This is a genomic window from Nevskia ramosa DSM 11499 (genome assembly GCF_000420645.1).
Classification (GTDB): Bacteria; Pseudomonadota; Gammaproteobacteria; order Nevskiales; family Nevskiaceae; genus Nevskia; species Nevskia ramosa.
In genome coordinates, this window is sequence record NZ_ATVI01000010.1 from 1 (window position 1) to 15,636 (window position 15,636).

At 62.8% G+C, this 15,636-nt stretch carries 12 protein-coding genes; 8 read left to right on the forward strand and 4 right to left on the reverse strand.

Annotated elements, in window-relative coordinates; all coding sequences use genetic code 11:
* The 3 genes from G513_RS23640 to G513_RS0116590 form a co-directional block, all read left to right on the forward strand.
* Positions 1–196: transposase (locus G513_RS23640; protein ID WP_022977985.1), on the forward strand; the 196-nt coding region annotated here is incomplete at its 5' end.
* A 329-nt stretch (positions 197–525) separates the two neighbouring features.
* Entirely contained in the window at positions 526–1,665 is a 1,140-nt protein-coding gene (locus tag G513_RS0116585; protein ID WP_211219697.1) for a hypothetical protein, read from the forward strand.
* The gene (locus tag G513_RS0116590) at positions 1,662–3,017 is read left to right on the forward strand and encodes an SNIPE associated domain-containing protein (protein WP_022977987.1); all 1,356 of its coding nucleotides are present in this window, start codon (positions 1,662–1,664) and stop codon (positions 3,015–3,017) included. Before G513_RS0116585 ends, G513_RS0116590 begins: the two co-directional genes overlap by 4 nt.
* Before the next feature lie 193 nt (positions 3,018–3,210).
* Here the strand turns inward: G513_RS0116590 and G513_RS0116595 are convergent, their stop codons facing one another.
* From G513_RS0116595 to G513_RS23645, 3 genes are read right to left on the reverse strand one after another with little or no spacing between them, the layout of a single operon-like run.
* Entirely contained in the window at positions 3,211–4,629 is a 1,419-nt protein-coding gene (locus G513_RS0116595) for an efflux transporter outer membrane subunit (RefSeq protein ID WP_022977988.1), read from the reverse strand.
* A 55-nt stretch (positions 4,630–4,684) separates the two neighbouring features.
* Positions 4,685–7,870, reverse strand: coding sequence for an efflux RND transporter permease subunit (locus G513_RS0116600; RefSeq protein ID WP_022977989.1), 3,186 nt, complete (start codon positions 7,868–7,870; stop codon positions 4,685–4,687).
* Positions 7,871–7,912: 42 nt separating this feature from the next.
* Complete coding sequence (locus G513_RS23645; protein ID WP_022977990.1) at positions 7,913–9,157, reverse strand: efflux RND transporter periplasmic adaptor subunit; 1,245 nt, start codon at positions 9,155–9,157, stop codon at positions 7,913–7,915.
* A gap of 467 nt (positions 9,158–9,624) precedes the next feature.
* On the opposite strand from G513_RS23645, the gene G513_RS23650 reads away from it, so the two are divergent.
* Positions 9,625–10,302, forward strand: coding sequence for a TetR/AcrR family transcriptional regulator (locus G513_RS23650; protein ID WP_211219699.1), 678 nt, complete (start codon positions 9,625–9,627; stop codon positions 10,300–10,302).
* A gap of 166 nt (positions 10,303–10,468) precedes the next feature.
* Positions 10,469–11,968: an aldehyde dehydrogenase family protein gene (locus G513_RS0116615; protein WP_022977992.1), complete on the forward strand. Its 1,500-nt coding sequence runs from the start codon at positions 10,469–10,471 to the stop codon at positions 11,966–11,968.
* A gap of 43 nt (positions 11,969–12,011) precedes the next feature.
* On the opposite strand, the gene G513_RS0116620 is transcribed toward G513_RS0116615, so the two are convergent.
* Entirely contained in the window at positions 12,012–12,893 is an 882-nt protein-coding gene (locus tag G513_RS0116620) for a LysR family transcriptional regulator (RefSeq protein WP_022977993.1), read from the reverse strand.
* A gap of 221 nt (positions 12,894–13,114) precedes the next feature.
* On the opposite strand from G513_RS0116620, the gene styA reads away from it, so the two are divergent.
* From styA to styC, 3 genes are all read left to right on the forward strand, one after another.
* Positions 13,115–14,389 (forward strand): styrene monooxygenase subunit StyA, encoded by a 1,275-nt coding sequence (styA, locus tag G513_RS0116625; protein WP_022977994.1) that lies wholly within the window; start codon positions 13,115–13,117, stop codon positions 14,387–14,389.
* A gap of 51 nt (positions 14,390–14,440) precedes the next feature.
* Positions 14,441–14,947 (forward strand): styrene monooxygenase NADH-dependent flavin reductase subunit StyB, encoded by a 507-nt coding sequence (gene styB / locus G513_RS0116630; protein ID WP_022977995.1) that lies wholly within the window; start codon positions 14,441–14,443, stop codon positions 14,945–14,947.
* A 134-nt stretch (positions 14,948–15,081) separates the two neighbouring features.
* On the forward strand, positions 15,082–15,558 hold the full coding sequence (gene styC / locus G513_RS0116635; protein ID WP_245563140.1) for a styrene-oxide isomerase StyC: 477 nt from the start codon (positions 15,082–15,084) through the stop codon (positions 15,556–15,558).
* Positions 15,559–15,636 lie beyond the last annotated feature (78 nt).

Here is a 15,636-nt window from a genome sequence, read left to right on the forward strand (position 1 = left end):
GGTCGCGCGGATACGACGGCAGACGGTGGAGCATCCTTTTGCCACGCTGAAAGCCCGGATGGGCGCGACACACTTCCTGACCAGAACCCTGCCTCGCGTCAGTACCGAGATGAGCCTGCATGTGCTGGCCTACAACCTGACACGGGCACTGAACATCTTCGGAACGAAGCAACTGATCGGAATGATCAGGGCGTGAGGTTGCGCCCGATTTTTCAACCTTTGCCGTCGCACCAAATTGACGAAAGGACAGGACAATCTCGAACTTTCGATCGCGCCAGCTCACCGACATAATCTATTCCGACGCGTTTTCACACAGCCTCAGCCTGAAGCGGACATTGTCGGAGCCGTCAAATCCTAAGTGAGAAGGTCCGGTATCCTCTTGCTATCGCATGGGGGAATATCGTGGCACGACGGGGATTCTTTGCAGAGTTGCAGCGCCAGTCACGTATCGCGCAACGCGAGCGAGAGCAACGAGATCGGGAGGCGGCTCGCAACCATGCCACGCGAGTTCGTCACCTTGAACATATGCAGAAAGCCGCGGAGCGAGCTCGTGTGCAGCTTTCGAAAGCACAGGCGGCCGATCAGAAGCGACTCGAGAAGGAATTTCGTGAAGCCTACATAGCTGCAAAGGAGGCGGAGGTCGAGCAGCGTAATCAGGACTTGTCGGATAGCTATGCCGAAATCGATACGCTGCTTGCATCCACTCTCTCGAAAGACGACTACGTCGACCTCGCGACGCTTCGCGTCGAGGTGCAGCACCCGCCTTTCGACCGTACGGATTTGGAGAAGCCTGTCTCCGCTCTGTCGCCGATTCCCAACCCTATGCAACCGGATCTGAAACTGCCGGTACCACCGCGCGGGCTCGCCAACCTCTTTGGGAAGAAGAAGTACGTGCAGGCCGTTGAAGCGGCTAAGCGTGCAAATGAACGAGCCGTGGCCGAGTGGCAGGTCACGTGCGGACAGATTGAAGTGGCCCAACAGGACGCCAACGAGAAGTACGTGCGCGCCGAGCAGAATCGACTTGAGCGCTTGGCAATTGAGAGGGCTCGGTACGCCAAAGAATGCCGAGAACGTGAAGAAGATGTGGCATCCAAGAACAACAAGCTCGATGAGCTGATCGCCAACTTGGGATACGGCACGGTTGACGCTGTTCAGGAATATATTTCGATCGTCCTATCGAACTCGGTTTACCCGAATCAGTTTCCGGTGACCCACGAGTTCAACTTCGCCCCAGAAGCTGCGGAGCTCGAGCTTCGCGTAGAGATACCCGAACCTGGCCAGCTCCCGTCTGTGAAGGTTTACAAGTACATGAAGGCGTCGGATGAGATTGTCTCAACAGCGCTGTCGCAGAAGGAATGCCGTGAGCGTTATGCGAGTGCGGTTCACCAAGTAGCCCTGCGTTCGTTCCACGAGATCTTCGAAGCGGACCGGCGTGGCCTTATCCGAACAGTGTCGCTAGAAGTTGGTACGACGGCGGTAGACCCGGGGACTGGACGGCGTGGATACATTCCCTTCGTAATTGCAGCGGCGGAGCGCGACGGCTTCCTCGAGTTCGACCTTTCGGCCGTCGTGCCGGCAATGACTTTGACGCGGCTCGGCGCCGCCTTGTCGAAGAACCCTCACGCATTGGCACCCACTGAGCGTGCGGGTATCCGACGCGCATGACGCGCAAGGGACTGACCTTTAATCCGCCTCCGGGATGGCCGAAGCCACCGGCAGGTTGGCTTCCACCGAAAGGATGGACGCCCGATCCGAAGTGGCCGCCTGCGCCGCCGGGTTGGCAGCTCTGGATTGGCGACACCGTGCCACCCACCGCTGAGCAGTCTGCTAGGGCAATTCCCGCCGCGGCGCCTCAACTTATGGCCGCCGGCTCCGATGGACGGATCGCGCTTCTTGAGGCTGAGAACGCAGCTCTCCGAGCACGTCTGGAGACAATTGCAGCCGATTCAACACGAGTTGCCGAGCTCAATGACGAGCGGGTCTTGCAGGACGTCGGGATATATCGGTACCACCATCCGCTCGAAAATGCTGTCGCCTACCGCGATCGCCTAGATCTGCTCTCCATTCAAATTGCTGAGATGGTTAAGCGCGGCACGGCCATCGAAAGGTCGAGCAGTTTCACGTTCGACGGCTCGCTGGCGAAGGGGCGGAACATGACGAACGACCTCGCGAAGTTGATGCTCCGCGCCTACAACGCTGAGGCCGAGAACGTCGTCCGGACGCTTCGGGCCGGGAACACGGTTCTCGCGCTTAAGCGCCTAGGCTCTGCACGAGATGCCATCGCGAAGTTGGGCGCGATGATGGAGATGCGTATCGGTGACATCTACCATGTGCTGCGGATTGAGGAAATCGAACTCACAGCCGATTACCAGATGAAGAAAGAGGAGGAACGGGAGGAGGCTCGTGCGGAACGGGAGCGCTTGCGAGAAGAGCGAAAGGTTGAGGTAGAGCTGGCCGCAGCGCGTGAGCGGCTCGATAAAGAGCGCTCGCACTTGGCCGCGGTTATCGAGAAGCTGAAGACTACTGGAGATAGTGATCCAGAGCTCGAACGCAAACTCGCTGACGTCGATAGCGCCATAGCGCAGAACGATTTCCGTGCGGCAAACATCCGTGCGGGCTACGTGTACGTGATCTCCAATCGAGGGGCCTTTGGACAACACGTCGTCAAGATCGGCCTGACTCGTCGGCTCGAGCCCTTGGATCGCATTTACGAGTTAGGAAGTGCCTCCGTGCCCTTTCGATTCGACGTGCACGCGATTTACTTTTCGGAGGACGCAGTAAAGCTCGAAGCCGAACTCCACAACCATTTCGCGCCATGCCGCGTGAACTGGGCGAACGATCGAAGGGAGTTCTTTTTCGCGACGCCAGCAGAAGTCCGCGATGTGCTTGCAGAGAAGCTAGGCAACTTGCTTGAATTTGCTGAGCACGCGGAATCGACCGAATACTTGCAAAGCGTCCGATACTGGCCGTCGCATGTACAACCCCCAAGTCCCTCGGCGTGGACCGCGCTCACGTAGAGAAGTAAGTCGGTCTTATCCGACGTCCGCTTCTGACACACGACGGCCTATCGACCAAGGCCACCTCGTTCAAAGCAGTTGCGTTCGCTTCTCCGAGGTTGGTGCGCGATCCTTGAACGAGGAGGCATCAGCAGCGGCACACGGCGCAAAGCACCTCCAAGCCTGACGTCAGGCGTGCGCTCTGCTTCCCCATTCAAGCCCCAGCTTCCCACCCACCACCCAGCGCCTTGTAGACGGCGATCGCGCTGGTATTGATCGCCGTCTCCGCCTGGGCCAGCTCATCTTCGGCGGCGAGGGCGGTGCGCTGGGCGTCGAGCAGCACCAGGAAGTCGGTAGCGCCTTCGCGGTAGCGGATGCCGGCGAGGTCGGCGGCGCGGCGGCTTTGCTGGGCTTGTTCGAGCAGGTGGTTGCTGCGTTCGCGCTGGGTGTTGAACAGGGTCAGCGAGCCTTCGATGTCTTCGAGCGCGAGCAGCACGGTCTGCTGGTAGTTCGCGAAGGCTTCGTCGGCGTTGGCCTTGCTCTGGTCGAGGCGCGATTGCACGCGCTTCCAGTTCAGGCCGTTCCAGGAAATGCTCGGGCCGATCGAGAACGCCTGTGAGGCCACGGTGCCGAGATCGGCGCTGTTGCCGGACAGGAAGCCGATGAAGCCGCCGACTTCGATGTGCGGATAGAAGTCCGCGGTGGCGATCCCGATGCCGGCGGTGGCGGCGGCGAGTTCGCGTTCGGCGCGCTGCACGTCCGGACGGCGGGCGAGCAGATCCTGCGGGGCACCGATCGCCAACTGGCTGGACAGCGTCTTGAACAGCTGCGGCGACAGATCGACACCGGATTCGCCGGGCCGCGCGCCGGTCAGCACGTCGAGCCGGTAGCCGGCCAGCTTCTCGGCGGCACGCAGCAGCGGGATGCGGGCTTCGGTCGCCGCCAGTCTTGCGGATGCACTCGCCACATCCTGCTCGGGGCCGGTGCCGACTTCGCGACGCACGCGCGTAAGCTTCACGGTTTCGCTCTGGCTGGCCAGATCGCGTGACGCGATTTCCAGCCGCAGCTGGGCGCCGCGCAGCTCGAAGTAGTTGCGCGCCACTTCGGCGATCAGGCGCACCTGGGCATCGCGCAGGCTGGCGACGCTGGCCTGCGAGTTCGCCTGCGCGGCTTCCACCGAGCGACGGATGCCGCCGGCCAGATCGAGTTCCCAGGCAGCGTCGAAGCCGGCCTGGTAGCGGCTGATGCTGAAGCGGTCGCTGCCGAAGCCGGGCTGCTGGGCGCGGCTGCGGGTGTAGCTAGCGTCTGCGCCGATGGTCGGCAACTGATTGGACTGGGCATCGCCAACGGCTGCGCGTGCCGCCGTGACTCGCGCCACGGCCATCCTCAGATCGAGGCTGTTGCTGACTGCACGGCTGACCAGCGCATCGAGCGTGGGATCACCGAACTGCGTCCACCAGCGGGCTTCGAAGTTCTGCGCCGCAGCGTCCGTTGCCGGCGCATTGCGGAACGCCGTGACCGGCGCCAGTTCCGGCCTGTGGTAATCGGGGCCGACGGCGCAGGCCGACAGCAGGGTTGCGAGCAGGCCCGCGGTCAGCGTCTTGCGGGATGTCGATAGCGATTGAATGTTCATTGCAGGTACCTCCCAATCATTGATATGGGCATTGATACGGGCGCGCATGCGGCGCTCAGGCTTCGATCGGGTGGGCGATGGCTTCCGGTGTGGCGGCGGCGCGCGCAGCCTTGCGGCGCTCGTGCCAGCCCTCGATCACCACATAGAACACTGGCGTCAGCAGCAGGCCGAAGAAGGTCACGCCGAGCATGCCGGCGAACACCGCGACACCCATCGCATGGCGCATCTCGGCACCGGCGCCGGTCGATGTGATCAGCGGCACCACGCCCATGATGAAAGCGAACGAGGTCATCAGGATCGGCCGCAGACGCAGGCGGGCCGCTTCCTTCACCGCAGCGACCACGGCCATGCCTTCAAGCTGCCGTTCACGGGCGAACTCGACGATCAGGATCGCGTTCTTGCAGGCGAGGCCAACCAGCACGATCAAGCCGATCTGCGTGAAGATGTTGTTGTCGCCGCCAGTCAGCCAGACACCGCTGATCGCCGAGAACAGGCTCATCGGCACGATCAGGATCACCACCAGCGGCAGGCTCCAGCTTTCGTACTGCGCGGCCAGCACCAGGAAGGCCAGCAGCACGCAGAGGCTGAAGACCAGCGTGGTGGTGTCGCCGGAAATGATCTTCTGGTAGGTCAGCTCGGTCCATTCGTAGCTCATGCCGCGCGGCAGGTTGCTGGCGGCGAGTTCCTCCATCAGCGCCTGCGCCTGGCCGGAGCTGATGCCGTCGACACCGGTGCCGTTGATCTCGGCTGTGGCATAGCCGTTGTAGTGGCTGACACGATCCGGCCCGGCGCCCTGGCTGACGGTCACGAACGAGCCCAGCGGCACCATCTCGCCGGCGGCGTTCCGAGTCTTCAACTGCGGGATGTCCTTGGCTTCGCGGCGGAAGCCGGGCTCGGCCGAGACATTGACCTGGTAGGTGCGGCCGAAGCGGTTGAAGTCGTTGACATAGACCGAGCCGAGATAGGCCTGCATGGTCTGGAACACGTCGTTGAGATCGACGCCTTCCGCCTTGGCCTTTTCGCGATCGACATTGGCATCGATTTGCGGCACGGCGACCTGGAAGCTCGAGAACACGTCCTTGAGCTTGCCGGAGGCCTTGGCCTTGGCGATCAGGTTCTGGGTCTGCTTGTGCAGTTCCTCGAAACCGAGCGCGCCGCGATCCTCGATCTGCATGCGGAAGCCGCCGATGGTGCCGAGGCCCTGCACCGGTGGTGGCGGAAAGATCGCGATGAAGGCGTCCTGGATGTTGTGGAACTTCTTGCCGAGCTCATCGGCAATGGCACCGGCAGCCAGCGTCTTGTCCTTGCGCTGATCGAAGGGCTTCAAGGTGACGAAGACGATGCCGGCATTGGTGCTGTTGGTGAAGCCGTTGATCGACAGGCCCGGGAACGCCACCGCGCTCTCGACACCCGGCTGCTGCAGGGCGATATCCGACATGCGGCGGATCACGTCTTCGGTGCGATCGAGCGACGCGGCATCCGGCAACTGCGCGAAGGACACCAGGTACTGCTTGTCCTGCGGCGGCACGAAGCCACCGGGCACCTGGCGGAAGCCGAGCACGGTCAGGCCGATCAAGCCGCCGTAGATCAGCAGCGCGATCGAGCTGCGCCGTGTCACCTTGCCGACAATGCCGACGTAACGATTCGAGCCCGCTTCGAACACGCGATTGAACGGCCGGAAGATCCAGCCCAGGCCGCGATCCATCCAGCGGGTCAGGCGATCCTTCGGTGCGTCATGACCCTTCAGCAGGATCGCGGCGAGCGCCGGACTCAGGGTCAGCGAGTTGAATGCCGAGATCACCGTGGAAATGGCGATGGTCAATGCGAACTGGCGATAGAACTGGCCGCTCAGGCCGCTGATGAAGGCAGTCGGGATGAACACCGCGCAGAGCACCAGACCGGTGGCGACGATCGGCCCGGTGACTTCCTTCATCGCTTGCCTGGTGGCTTCCTTCGGCGTCTTGCCGAGCGCGATATTGCGTTCGACGTTTTCGACGACGACGATCGCGTCATCGACGACGATGCCGATCGCCAGCACCAGTCCGAACAGCGACAGCGCGTTCAGCGAGAAGCCGGCGATCTTCATGACGGCAAACGTGCCGATCAGTGAGACCGGTACCGCGACCAGCGGAATGATCGACGCGCGCCAGGTCTGCAGGAACAGGATCACCACCAGCACCACGAGCACGACCGCTTCGAACAAGGTGTGCACCACAGCTTCGATCGAGCCGCGCACGAACACGGTCGGGTCGTAGACGATGTTGTAGTCGACGCCCTGCGGGAAGTTCTTCTTCAGCTCTTCCATTTTCTTGCGCACGGCATCGGAGATTTCGATGGCGTTCGAACCCGGGCGCTGGAACACCGGAATCGCGGTTGCCGGCTTGTTGTTGAGCAGGCTGCGCAGCGCGTACTGGCTGGAGCCGAGTTCGATGCGTGCGACATCGCGCAGATGAATCACCGCGCCATTGCTGTCGCTGCGCAGCACGATGTTGCTGAAGTCTTCCTCGGTGACCAGGCGGCCCTTGGTGTTGATGTTCAGCTGGAAGCTCTGGTCACTGTGCGCCGGGGGCGCGTTCAGCGAGCCAGCGGCAACCTGGATGTTCTGCTCGCGGATCGCCTTGACGACATCGCCGGTGGTCATGCTGATCGAGGCCAGCTTCTGCGGATTCAGCCAGACCCGCATGCTGTAATCGCCGAGGCCGAAGATCTGCACGTCACCGACGCCATCGAGACGCAGCAGCTCGTCCTTGATGTTCAGGCGGGCGTAGTTCGACAGATACAGCATGTCGTAGCGGTCATCGGGCGACAGCAAGTGCACGACCATGGTCAGATCGGGCGAGCTCTTGTTGGTGGTCACGCCGAGCCGCTGCACTTCCTCCGGCAGCTTCGGCAGCGCCTGCGAGACGCGGTTCTGCACCTGCACCTGCGCCTTGTCGAGATCGGTGCCGAGCGCGAAGGTGATGGTCAGCTGCAGCGCGCCATCGCTGGTCGACTGCGAGGACATGTAGCTCATGCCCTCCACACCATTGATCTGCTCTTCCAGCGGCGTGGCCACGGTTTCGCCGATCACTTTCGGATTGGCGCCCGGATAGTTGGCGCGCACGACCACCGTCGGCGGCACCACTTCCGGGTATTCGCTGATCGGCAGATTCGGCAGCGACAGCGCGCCACCGATCAGGATCAGCAGGGACAGCACCGCGGCGAAGATCGGGCGGTTGACGAAGAATTGCGAAATGTTCATGTGACTCCCCTGCGGTGCTTCTGGACTGCTGATCCTGTTGCCTTAACCCTGCTTCGCGACGGTTGCCACGACGGCGTTCTCGCCAACTTTCTGGTCGACGTTGGCGTCCGTTTCGGCAGGACGCGCAGCTGCTTCGGCGAGCTTCCGCTGGGTGTCCACGCGCAGGTCCATCGCCACCTTCTCGGCTTCGACGACCTCACCCGGATGGACCCGCTGCAAGCCGTTGACGACCACGACGTCGCCCGGCGTCAGGCCGGCATTGACCACGCGCAGGCCATCGACCATCGGGCCGACGGTGACGCGCCGGTACTCGACCTTGTTGCCGTCGCCGATCACGTAGACGAACTTGTTGCCGAGATCGGTGCCGACCGAACGGTCGTCGACCAGGGTGGCGTGCTGGGTCGTTGCGCTGCTCAACTGCAAGCGGGCGAACAGGCCCGGCGTGTAGCGGCCGTCGGCGTTGTCGAGCACGGCGCGCAGGCGAATCGTCCCGGACGTGGTGCTGACCTGGTTGTCGACGAAGTTCAGCCGTGCCTCGTGCGGAAAGCCTTCCTCGTTGGCGAGGCCCAGGCGCACCGGGCTGGTCTTGCCGGCCAGCGAGGCGCCCTGCGAATACTTGAGGAAGGTCTGCTCGTCGACATCGAAGTTCGCATAGACCGGATTGACGCTGACCACCGCGGTCAGCACGTCGGCGCTGGTCACCAGGTTGCCGAGCGTGATGCGCTGATTGCTGGCGCGGCCGTCGATCGGCGCGGTGACCTGGGTGTAGCTCAGGTTCAGGCGGGCCATGTCGAGCTGCGCGGCAATCGCGCCGAGTTCGGCTTCGGCACTGAGCGAAGCGGTGGCGAGGCGATCGGCCTCTTCATTGGCGATCGCGTTCTGCTCCAGCAGACGCTGAGCGCGATCACTGTTCGAGCGGGCCAGTGTGGCCTGGGCGCGAGCTTGGGCGTAGGTGGCCTTGAGGCGGTCGACTTCGCTCTGGAACGGACGCGGATCGATCTGGAACAGCAGCTGGCCTTTCTTCACCAGCTCGCCTTCGTTGAAGCCGACCTGCTGGATGTAGCCGCTGACCCGGGGACGGATCTGCACCGTGTTGACGGCTTCGAGCCGGCCGGTGAATTCGTCGGACACGGTGATGTCGCGGGCAATGATCTCGGCGGCGGTGACCTTGGTCGCGGCGGGGGCAGCGGCGTCCGGCTTCGGTTCCTTGCCGATCGCGATTCCGGCGATCAGCGCAAGGCTGGCAGCGGCGGCGGTAAGGCTGTAGGTCAATTTCTTCGTGGTCATGGGGTTCCTTCCTGGAATGTCGGCCGTTCGGGGGAGCGGCGTGTGGCGGCGAATCAGTTGTGAATCAGTTGTTCTTGGGTGTTACCGGTAAGTAACATTTGCGGCACGTTACTGACCGGTAACGTATCTGTCAAGCCTCGGCTTGAACGGGTGCTTGTCGGGGCGAGCTGACGCCGAGACGGAACTGCGGCGGAGCGGCGAAAAGCGCGTGGCTCGCGAAGCTGCGGCTTGCCCGGACTGCGTCGATGCAGTGACTACTCCGATCGATGTCTGATCGGAGGTCTTCGGACTGCGAGCATTCTGCGAGTGGGGCGGCAACAAGCGAATACCTGATCGTCGCGGCCGCTTGCCTATTTCTGCCGCGTGTCAGCACCTTCTGTCATATCGATGAAACCTGTTAAAGTGTTACCGGTCAGTAACACTACTCAGATCAGTGGACTGGCAAAGTGATTTCGATGGAGGCCCGCATGAACACGATGACCAAGACCCTTTCAGCCGGCAGTGGCAGCAGCGCAGCAGCGGTGCCGAAAGTCCGTGTGCGCGACCGTATCCTCGATACCGCGCGGGGCCTGTTCTATCGCTACGGCTTGCGCGCGGTCGGTGTCGAAGCCATCGCTACCGAAGCCGGCACCAACAAGATGAGCTTCTACCGCTGCTTCCCGTCGAAGGACGAACTGATCGCCGAATACCTGCGCGAACAGGGCCGCGGCTACTGGGACTGGTGGGACGCAGCGATCGCCCCGCATGCCGGCGATGCCCGCCGCCAGCTCGAAGCGCTGTTCGACAACTACATGACCCTGACCTGCAAGGACGGCTCGCGTGGCTGCTCGTTCGGCAACGCCGTGGTCGAACTGCCGGAAGGCGACCACCCGGGTCGCAGGGTCATCGAGCAGCATAAGGCCGAGATGCGCGGCCGCCTGCGCACGCTGTCCAGCGAGGCCGGCGCGACTGATCCCGAAGCGCTCGGCGACACCTTGATGCTGCTGATGGAAGGCGGCTATCTGACCCGTTTGAGCTTCTGCAGCCAGGGGCCGATCTCGGTCGCCGGCAAGGCGGTGCGGACCTTGCTTGATGCGCATATTCCGGCGGTCGCCTCCACGGCGCGGACCGTGCGGGCAGCGAGTTCGAAGCGCAGCAAGGCCTGAATCGACGGGGCCAAGGCTGACCCCTGAAGTGCTTTGGGAGCGCTTTGCACGCATCGACAGGCAGCTTGCACGCGGTGCCTAGCGACTTCGGTGGGGGTTTCGATAATCGAGTCGCCGCGTCGTACGGACGCTGCCGCTGATATCGCCGCCACCCCGGAGTTGCCGAATGAATAGCCCATCCACCCCTGCCGCGCAGCTCGCTGCGGCCCAAGACATTGCCGCGCTCGAACTGTTCATCGGCGGGCGCTTCGTGCCTGCCTCCGATGGCGGCACCCTGGACGTGGTCAGCCCGGTCACCGAGGACGTGATCGCGACGTCGGCCAGCGGCACCGCTGCCGATGTCGATACCGCAGTGAAGGCGGCCCGCGCGCAGCTCGACGGCGGCGAATGGCGGCGCATGAGCGGCTCGCAGCGCGGCCTGCTGATCCATCGTCTTGCCGATCTGGTGGCCCGCGATGCCGAGCTGATCGCCGACATGGACGCCAGCTGTATCGGCCGCTCGCCGATCGAGCCGCGCCTGCTCGATCTGCCGAATGCGATCGAAACCCTGCGCCATGCCGCCGGCTGGGCCGACAAGATCGAAGGCCGGACCATTCCGACGCCGGGCTACATGGGCATGCCGACGATGTCGTACACGCTGCGCGAGCCGGTCGGGGTGGTCGGTGCGATCGTGCCCTGGAACACGCCGTTCATGATCACCTGCTGGAAGCTCGGCCCGCTGCTCGCCGCCGGCTGCACGGTGGTGCTGAAGCCGTCCGAGGAAACGCCGCTGTCGGCGCTGCACCTGGCCAAGCTATGCCAGGAAGCGGGCATTCCCGATGGCGTGGTCAACATCGTCACCGGCTACGGCCGCGTGGTCGGCAAGGCGCTGTGCGAGCACCCGGGTATCGACAAGATCACTTTCACCGGCAGCCCGGAAGTCGGCGCCGAAATCCAGCGCATCGCCGGCCCGTTGTTCAAGCGGGTGTCGCTGGAACTCGGTGGCAAGAGCCCGCAAATCGTTTTCGATGATGCTGCGCTGGACGCCGCTGCCCAGGGCTGCGCGATGGGCGTGTTCTTCAACCAGGGCCAGATCTGCGCAGCCGGTACCCGCGTGCTGGTTCAGCGTGGCATCGCCGAGCGTTTCGCGGCGATGCTCGCCGGTGCGGCCAAGAGCGTGAAGGTGGGCAATCCGCTCGACGAAGGCGTGCAGATGGGCCCGGTATCGAAGAAGGGCCAGTTCGAGCGGGTCAACCGCTACATCCGACAGGGCATTGCCGAAGGCGCCACCTTGCTCGCCGGTGGCGAGACCACGCATACCAAGGGCTGGTTCGTGCAGCCGACGATCTTTGCCGATGCGAAGAACAGCATGAGCATCGCCCAGGACGAAATCTTCGGGCCGGTGGCGACGATCATCCCGTTCGATACCGAGGAAGACGCGATCCGCATCGCCAACGACTCGCGCTACGGCCTCGGCGCCACGGTCTGGACCGGCAACGTCGCCCGCGCGCATCGCGTGGCGCAGGCGGTCCGTGCGGGTGCAGTCGGCATCAACTGCTGGGCGCCGATCGATGCCCGCCTGCCCTGGGGCGGCGTCGGTTCCAGCGGCATCGGCCGCGAATGCGGCTTGTCCGGCGTGCTGGCCTACACCGAGGAAAAGGCGATCACGGTGCTGCTCGCGGGCTAGCCGGACGACATCACCGGCAGCGAAGCTGCCTGCTGGTGATACGTCAGATGCGCCGCAGCTCGGCGACCACGAGATCGATGAAGCAGCGTGCCCTCGGACTCAGGAAACGAGTCTGCGGGTAGATGATGCTGACCGGCTTCGGAATCGGGTAGTAATCGTCGAGCAGCGGCACCAGGCCCTGCGCCGCGAAATCGTCCTTGATGATCCAGTCCGGCACCTGGGCGATGCCGAGGTTGGCGCGCACTGCATCGCAGATCGAATCGGCATCGTTGATCCGCAGCGGGCCGCTGATCTCCACACTTTGCCGGCCGTGCTCGGACTCGAAATCCCAGCGCGAGGTGTTGCCGTAGACGATGCACTGATGCTCGCCCAGTTCCAGCGGCGAGTCCGGCCGGCCGTGACGGGCCAGATATTCCGGCGACGCCAGCAAGGTGTGTTCGACGATGCCCAGCGAACGGGCGATCAGCGTGTTCGACGGCAGGGTGCCGATGCGGATGCCGAGCTCCAGGCCTTCTTCGATCAGATCGAGCACGTTGTCGGTCATCACCACGTCGAGCTTGATCTTGGGATAACGCTCGATGAAGCGGGTCAGCACCGGCAGCACGCGCCGCCGGCCGAACGAGCTGGGGATGGTCAGGCGCAGCACGCCTGAAGGCTCGGTGACCGGCGTCTTGCGCGCGACCGAACTGAGCGAATCCAGCGTGTCGAGCATCTGACGGGCGGCTTCGTAAAGCTGCGTGGCTTCGCTGGTCGGATGCAGCTTGCGCGTGGTCCGCGTGAACAATTGCACGCCCAGGCTGGCCTCCAGCGCAGCGATGACCTTGCTGACCGCCGACTGGGTCATGCCGGTTTCGCGGGCAACGGCCGAGAAACTTCCGGCTTCGAAGGCTCTGACGAAGGTCGAATAGGCTTTGGTGATATCCACCGGCGGGCTTTGCTCCTGTGAGGTTTACGGCTGTAGGCGGCTTCGGATCGGCTTGCGCGGATCGGCGCAAACTCCGGCCAGACCCGGAATCGAAATCAGGCATTCAGTCCAGACTGGAATAAGTCTTTATCAGATTTCGAGGTTTTCAAGCGAGATTCGCGGACGCAGAATCCGATACAGAAAGTAAGACTGTCCAATAAAAGCTGAGGAGCTTGATCGGGATGAGCAAAAAGATCGGAATCATTGGTGCCGGCACGGCCGGCTTGCATCTCGGTCTTTATCTGCGCCAGCACGGCGTCGACGTGACCCTCCACACCGATCGCAAGCCGGACGAGTATCACGGCATGCGTCTGCTCAACACCGTGGCTCACCACGCCGTCACCGTGAAGCGCGAAACCGCGCTGGGCGTCAATCACTGGCCGGACCAGAAGTTCGGCTACTTCGGCCATCACTACTTCATCAACCTGCAGCCTCAGCCGCTGCAGTTCTACGGCGACCTGCATGCGCCGAGCCGCGCGGTCGACTACCGCATCTATCAGCCCCGGCTGATGGAAGATTTCATGAACGCCGGCGGCAACATCGAATACCGCGAGATCAAGAGCGATGAAATCTCGTCGCTCAGCGCGCGCTATGACCTGCTGGTGATCTGCACCGGCAAGGGCCCGTTCGGCCAGATGTTCACCTACGAACCGCAGCACTCGCCGTTCGACAAGCCGCAGCGTGCGCTCTGCGTCGGCATCTTCAAGGGCATCAAGCAGCGTCCGGTCCGTGCGGTGACGATGTACTTCTCGCCCGGCGCTGGCGAAATGATCGAAATCCCGACCACCACGTTCAACGGCATGCAGAACGCGCTGGTCATCGAAAACATTCCCGGTGGCGATCTCGAAGTGCTGGCCAAGACCAAGTACGACGACAATCCGAAGGCCTTCATGGCGCTGCTGCTGGACAAGCTGCGCAAGCATTATCCGACCTGCGCCGAGCGCATCGACGAGCAGGAGTTCGACCTCGCCAACGGCCCGCTGGATCTCCTGCAGGGCGGCGTGACGCCGACCGTTCGCCGCTCTCATGTCGCGCTTGAGGGCGGCAAGATGGCGATCGCGCTCGGCGACGTGCAGGTCACCGTCGATCCGCTGCTCGGTCAGGGCGCCAACGTCGCGTCGCACGCGGCCTGGATCCTCGGCGAGGAAATCGTTCGCCAGGATGTCTTCGACGAGCGCTTCGTGGAGCACGTCAACATGCGCCGCAATGATCGCGTGCTCGGCGCTGCGCGCTGGACCAACTTCATGATGACCAATCTGAAGGCAATGCCGGTCGAGCTGCAGCAGTTCATCGGCGCGCTGAGCCAGAACCGCGCGTTGGCCGACGAGTTCACCGACAACTTCAATTTCCCCGAAAAGCAGTGGGACTGTTTCGCCAGCGTCGATCGCATGAAAGCCTGGGTCGAGACGCGCATGGCAGTGGCGACCAAGCGGCCGAAGATGGCCACGGCCGCCTGATCACCGCCGGCACAGTGACGAGGACATCAAGATCCTTCTGGAGTGTCAGCCATGAGTAATGCAGCCCCGGCGCCGGGCAAACGTAGTCGAGTCGATCCGGAGAGTTTCCGGAAGTCGGTTTCGATGTTCGCCACCGGCATCGTCGTCCTCACTTGCGAGGATGACGATGGTCAGGTGCACGGCATGACCGTCAACAGCTTCACGTCGGTGAGTCTCGATCCGCCAACGGTGCTGGTCTCGCTGAAGCCGGGCAAGGCGCATCGCCTGATCTCGCGCAATGGCCGTTACGGCGCCTGCATCCTCAATGAAGGGCAGCAGAGTTTTTCAGCGCACTTCAGTGGTCGCCCACAGGAAGCGCTGCTGCCGGATTTCGTGGTTCGCGAGCATTTGCCGACCCTGCGCAACTGCCTGGCCTGGTTCGAATGCGAAACGGTCGAGAAGGTACAGATTCACGATCACACCTTGTTCGTGGCACAGGTCACGGCCTGCGGCAGCGAAGGCGGTGCGCCGCTGATGTTCTACGGCAGCCGCTATCACCGGACGGCCATTGCCGCCTGAGTGGAGTTCTAGAAAACAGTGCAGATCGGTCGGGATGATCTGCAAGCGAAGTAGAGGGTCGTAGTGAAAGTGGCAATCAAGCATGGCCGGATCCGATGAGATCTGGTCGACACACAAAAAACGGGGAGAGCGAAATGGCGGCAAAGGAACTGCAACGCAAGATGGCTGGCCACGGCATCCTGATGATTTTCTCGACGCTGCTGTTCGGCGTTTTTCTGTGGATGAATCTGGTCGGCGGTTTCGAGATCATCCCGGGCTACATCCTGCACTTCAATATTCCGGGCACGCCTGAAGGCTGGGCCAAGGCTCATACCGGTCCGGCCATGAACGGCATGATGGTGATCACGGTGGCTTTCGTGCTGCCGCTGCTGGATTTCACCGAAAAGACTGCAGCGCGATTGGGCTGGATCATCGTTCTCGATGGCTGGGGCAATGTCTGTTTCTATTTCTTCGGCAATTTCTCCGCCAACCGCGGTCTGAGTTTCGGTGACAGCCGCCTCGGCCCGGGCGACATCTTCAGTGCACTGGCATTGGCACCGGCTTACCTGTTCGGTGCGCTGGCGCTGATCGCGCTGTTCATCATCGGACGCCAGGCGCTGCGCTCACGCTGAAGCAATTGCTAAAGATGATTTGAAGGCAGAACCGATATATCGGGCCCGGACCATGAAGTCCGGGCTCGATGAGGGCCA

Bases quoted from the DNA above. Each gene is read 5' to 3' on its own strand.
- G513_RS0116615 (WP_022977992.1), top strand. From the start codon at position 10,469: ATGAATAGCCCATCCACCCCTGCCGCGCAGCTCGCTGCGGCCCAAGAC.
- styA (WP_022977994.1), top strand. From the start codon at position 13,115: ATGAGCAAAAAGATCGGAATCATTGGTGCCGGCACGGCCGGCTTGCAT.
- styB (WP_022977995.1), top strand. From the start codon at position 14,441: ATGAGTAATGCAGCCCCGGCGCCGGGCAAACGTAGTCGAGTCGATCCG.
- G513_RS0116590 (WP_022977987.1), top strand. From the start codon at position 1,662: ATGACGCGCAAGGGACTGACCTTTAATCCGCCTCCGGGATGGCCGAAG.
- G513_RS0116585 (WP_211219697.1), top strand. From the start codon at position 526: ATGCAGAAAGCCGCGGAGCGAGCTCGTGTGCAGCTTTCGAAAGCACAG.
- G513_RS0116600 (WP_022977989.1), bottom strand. From the start codon at position 7,870: ATGAACATTTCGCAATTCTTCGTCAACCGCCCGATCTTCGCCGCGGTG.
- G513_RS23650 (WP_211219699.1), top strand. From the start codon at position 9,625: ATGAACACGATGACCAAGACCCTTTCAGCCGGCAGTGGCAGCAGCGCA.
- styC (WP_245563140.1), top strand. From the start codon at position 15,082: ATGGCGGCAAAGGAACTGCAACGCAAGATGGCTGGCCACGGCATCCTG.
- G513_RS0116595 (WP_022977988.1), bottom strand. From the start codon at position 4,629: ATGAACATTCAATCGCTATCGACATCCCGCAAGACGCTGACCGCGGGC.
- G513_RS23645 (WP_022977990.1), bottom strand. From the start codon at position 9,157: ATGACCACGAAGAAATTGACCTACAGCCTTACCGCCGCCGCTGCCAGC.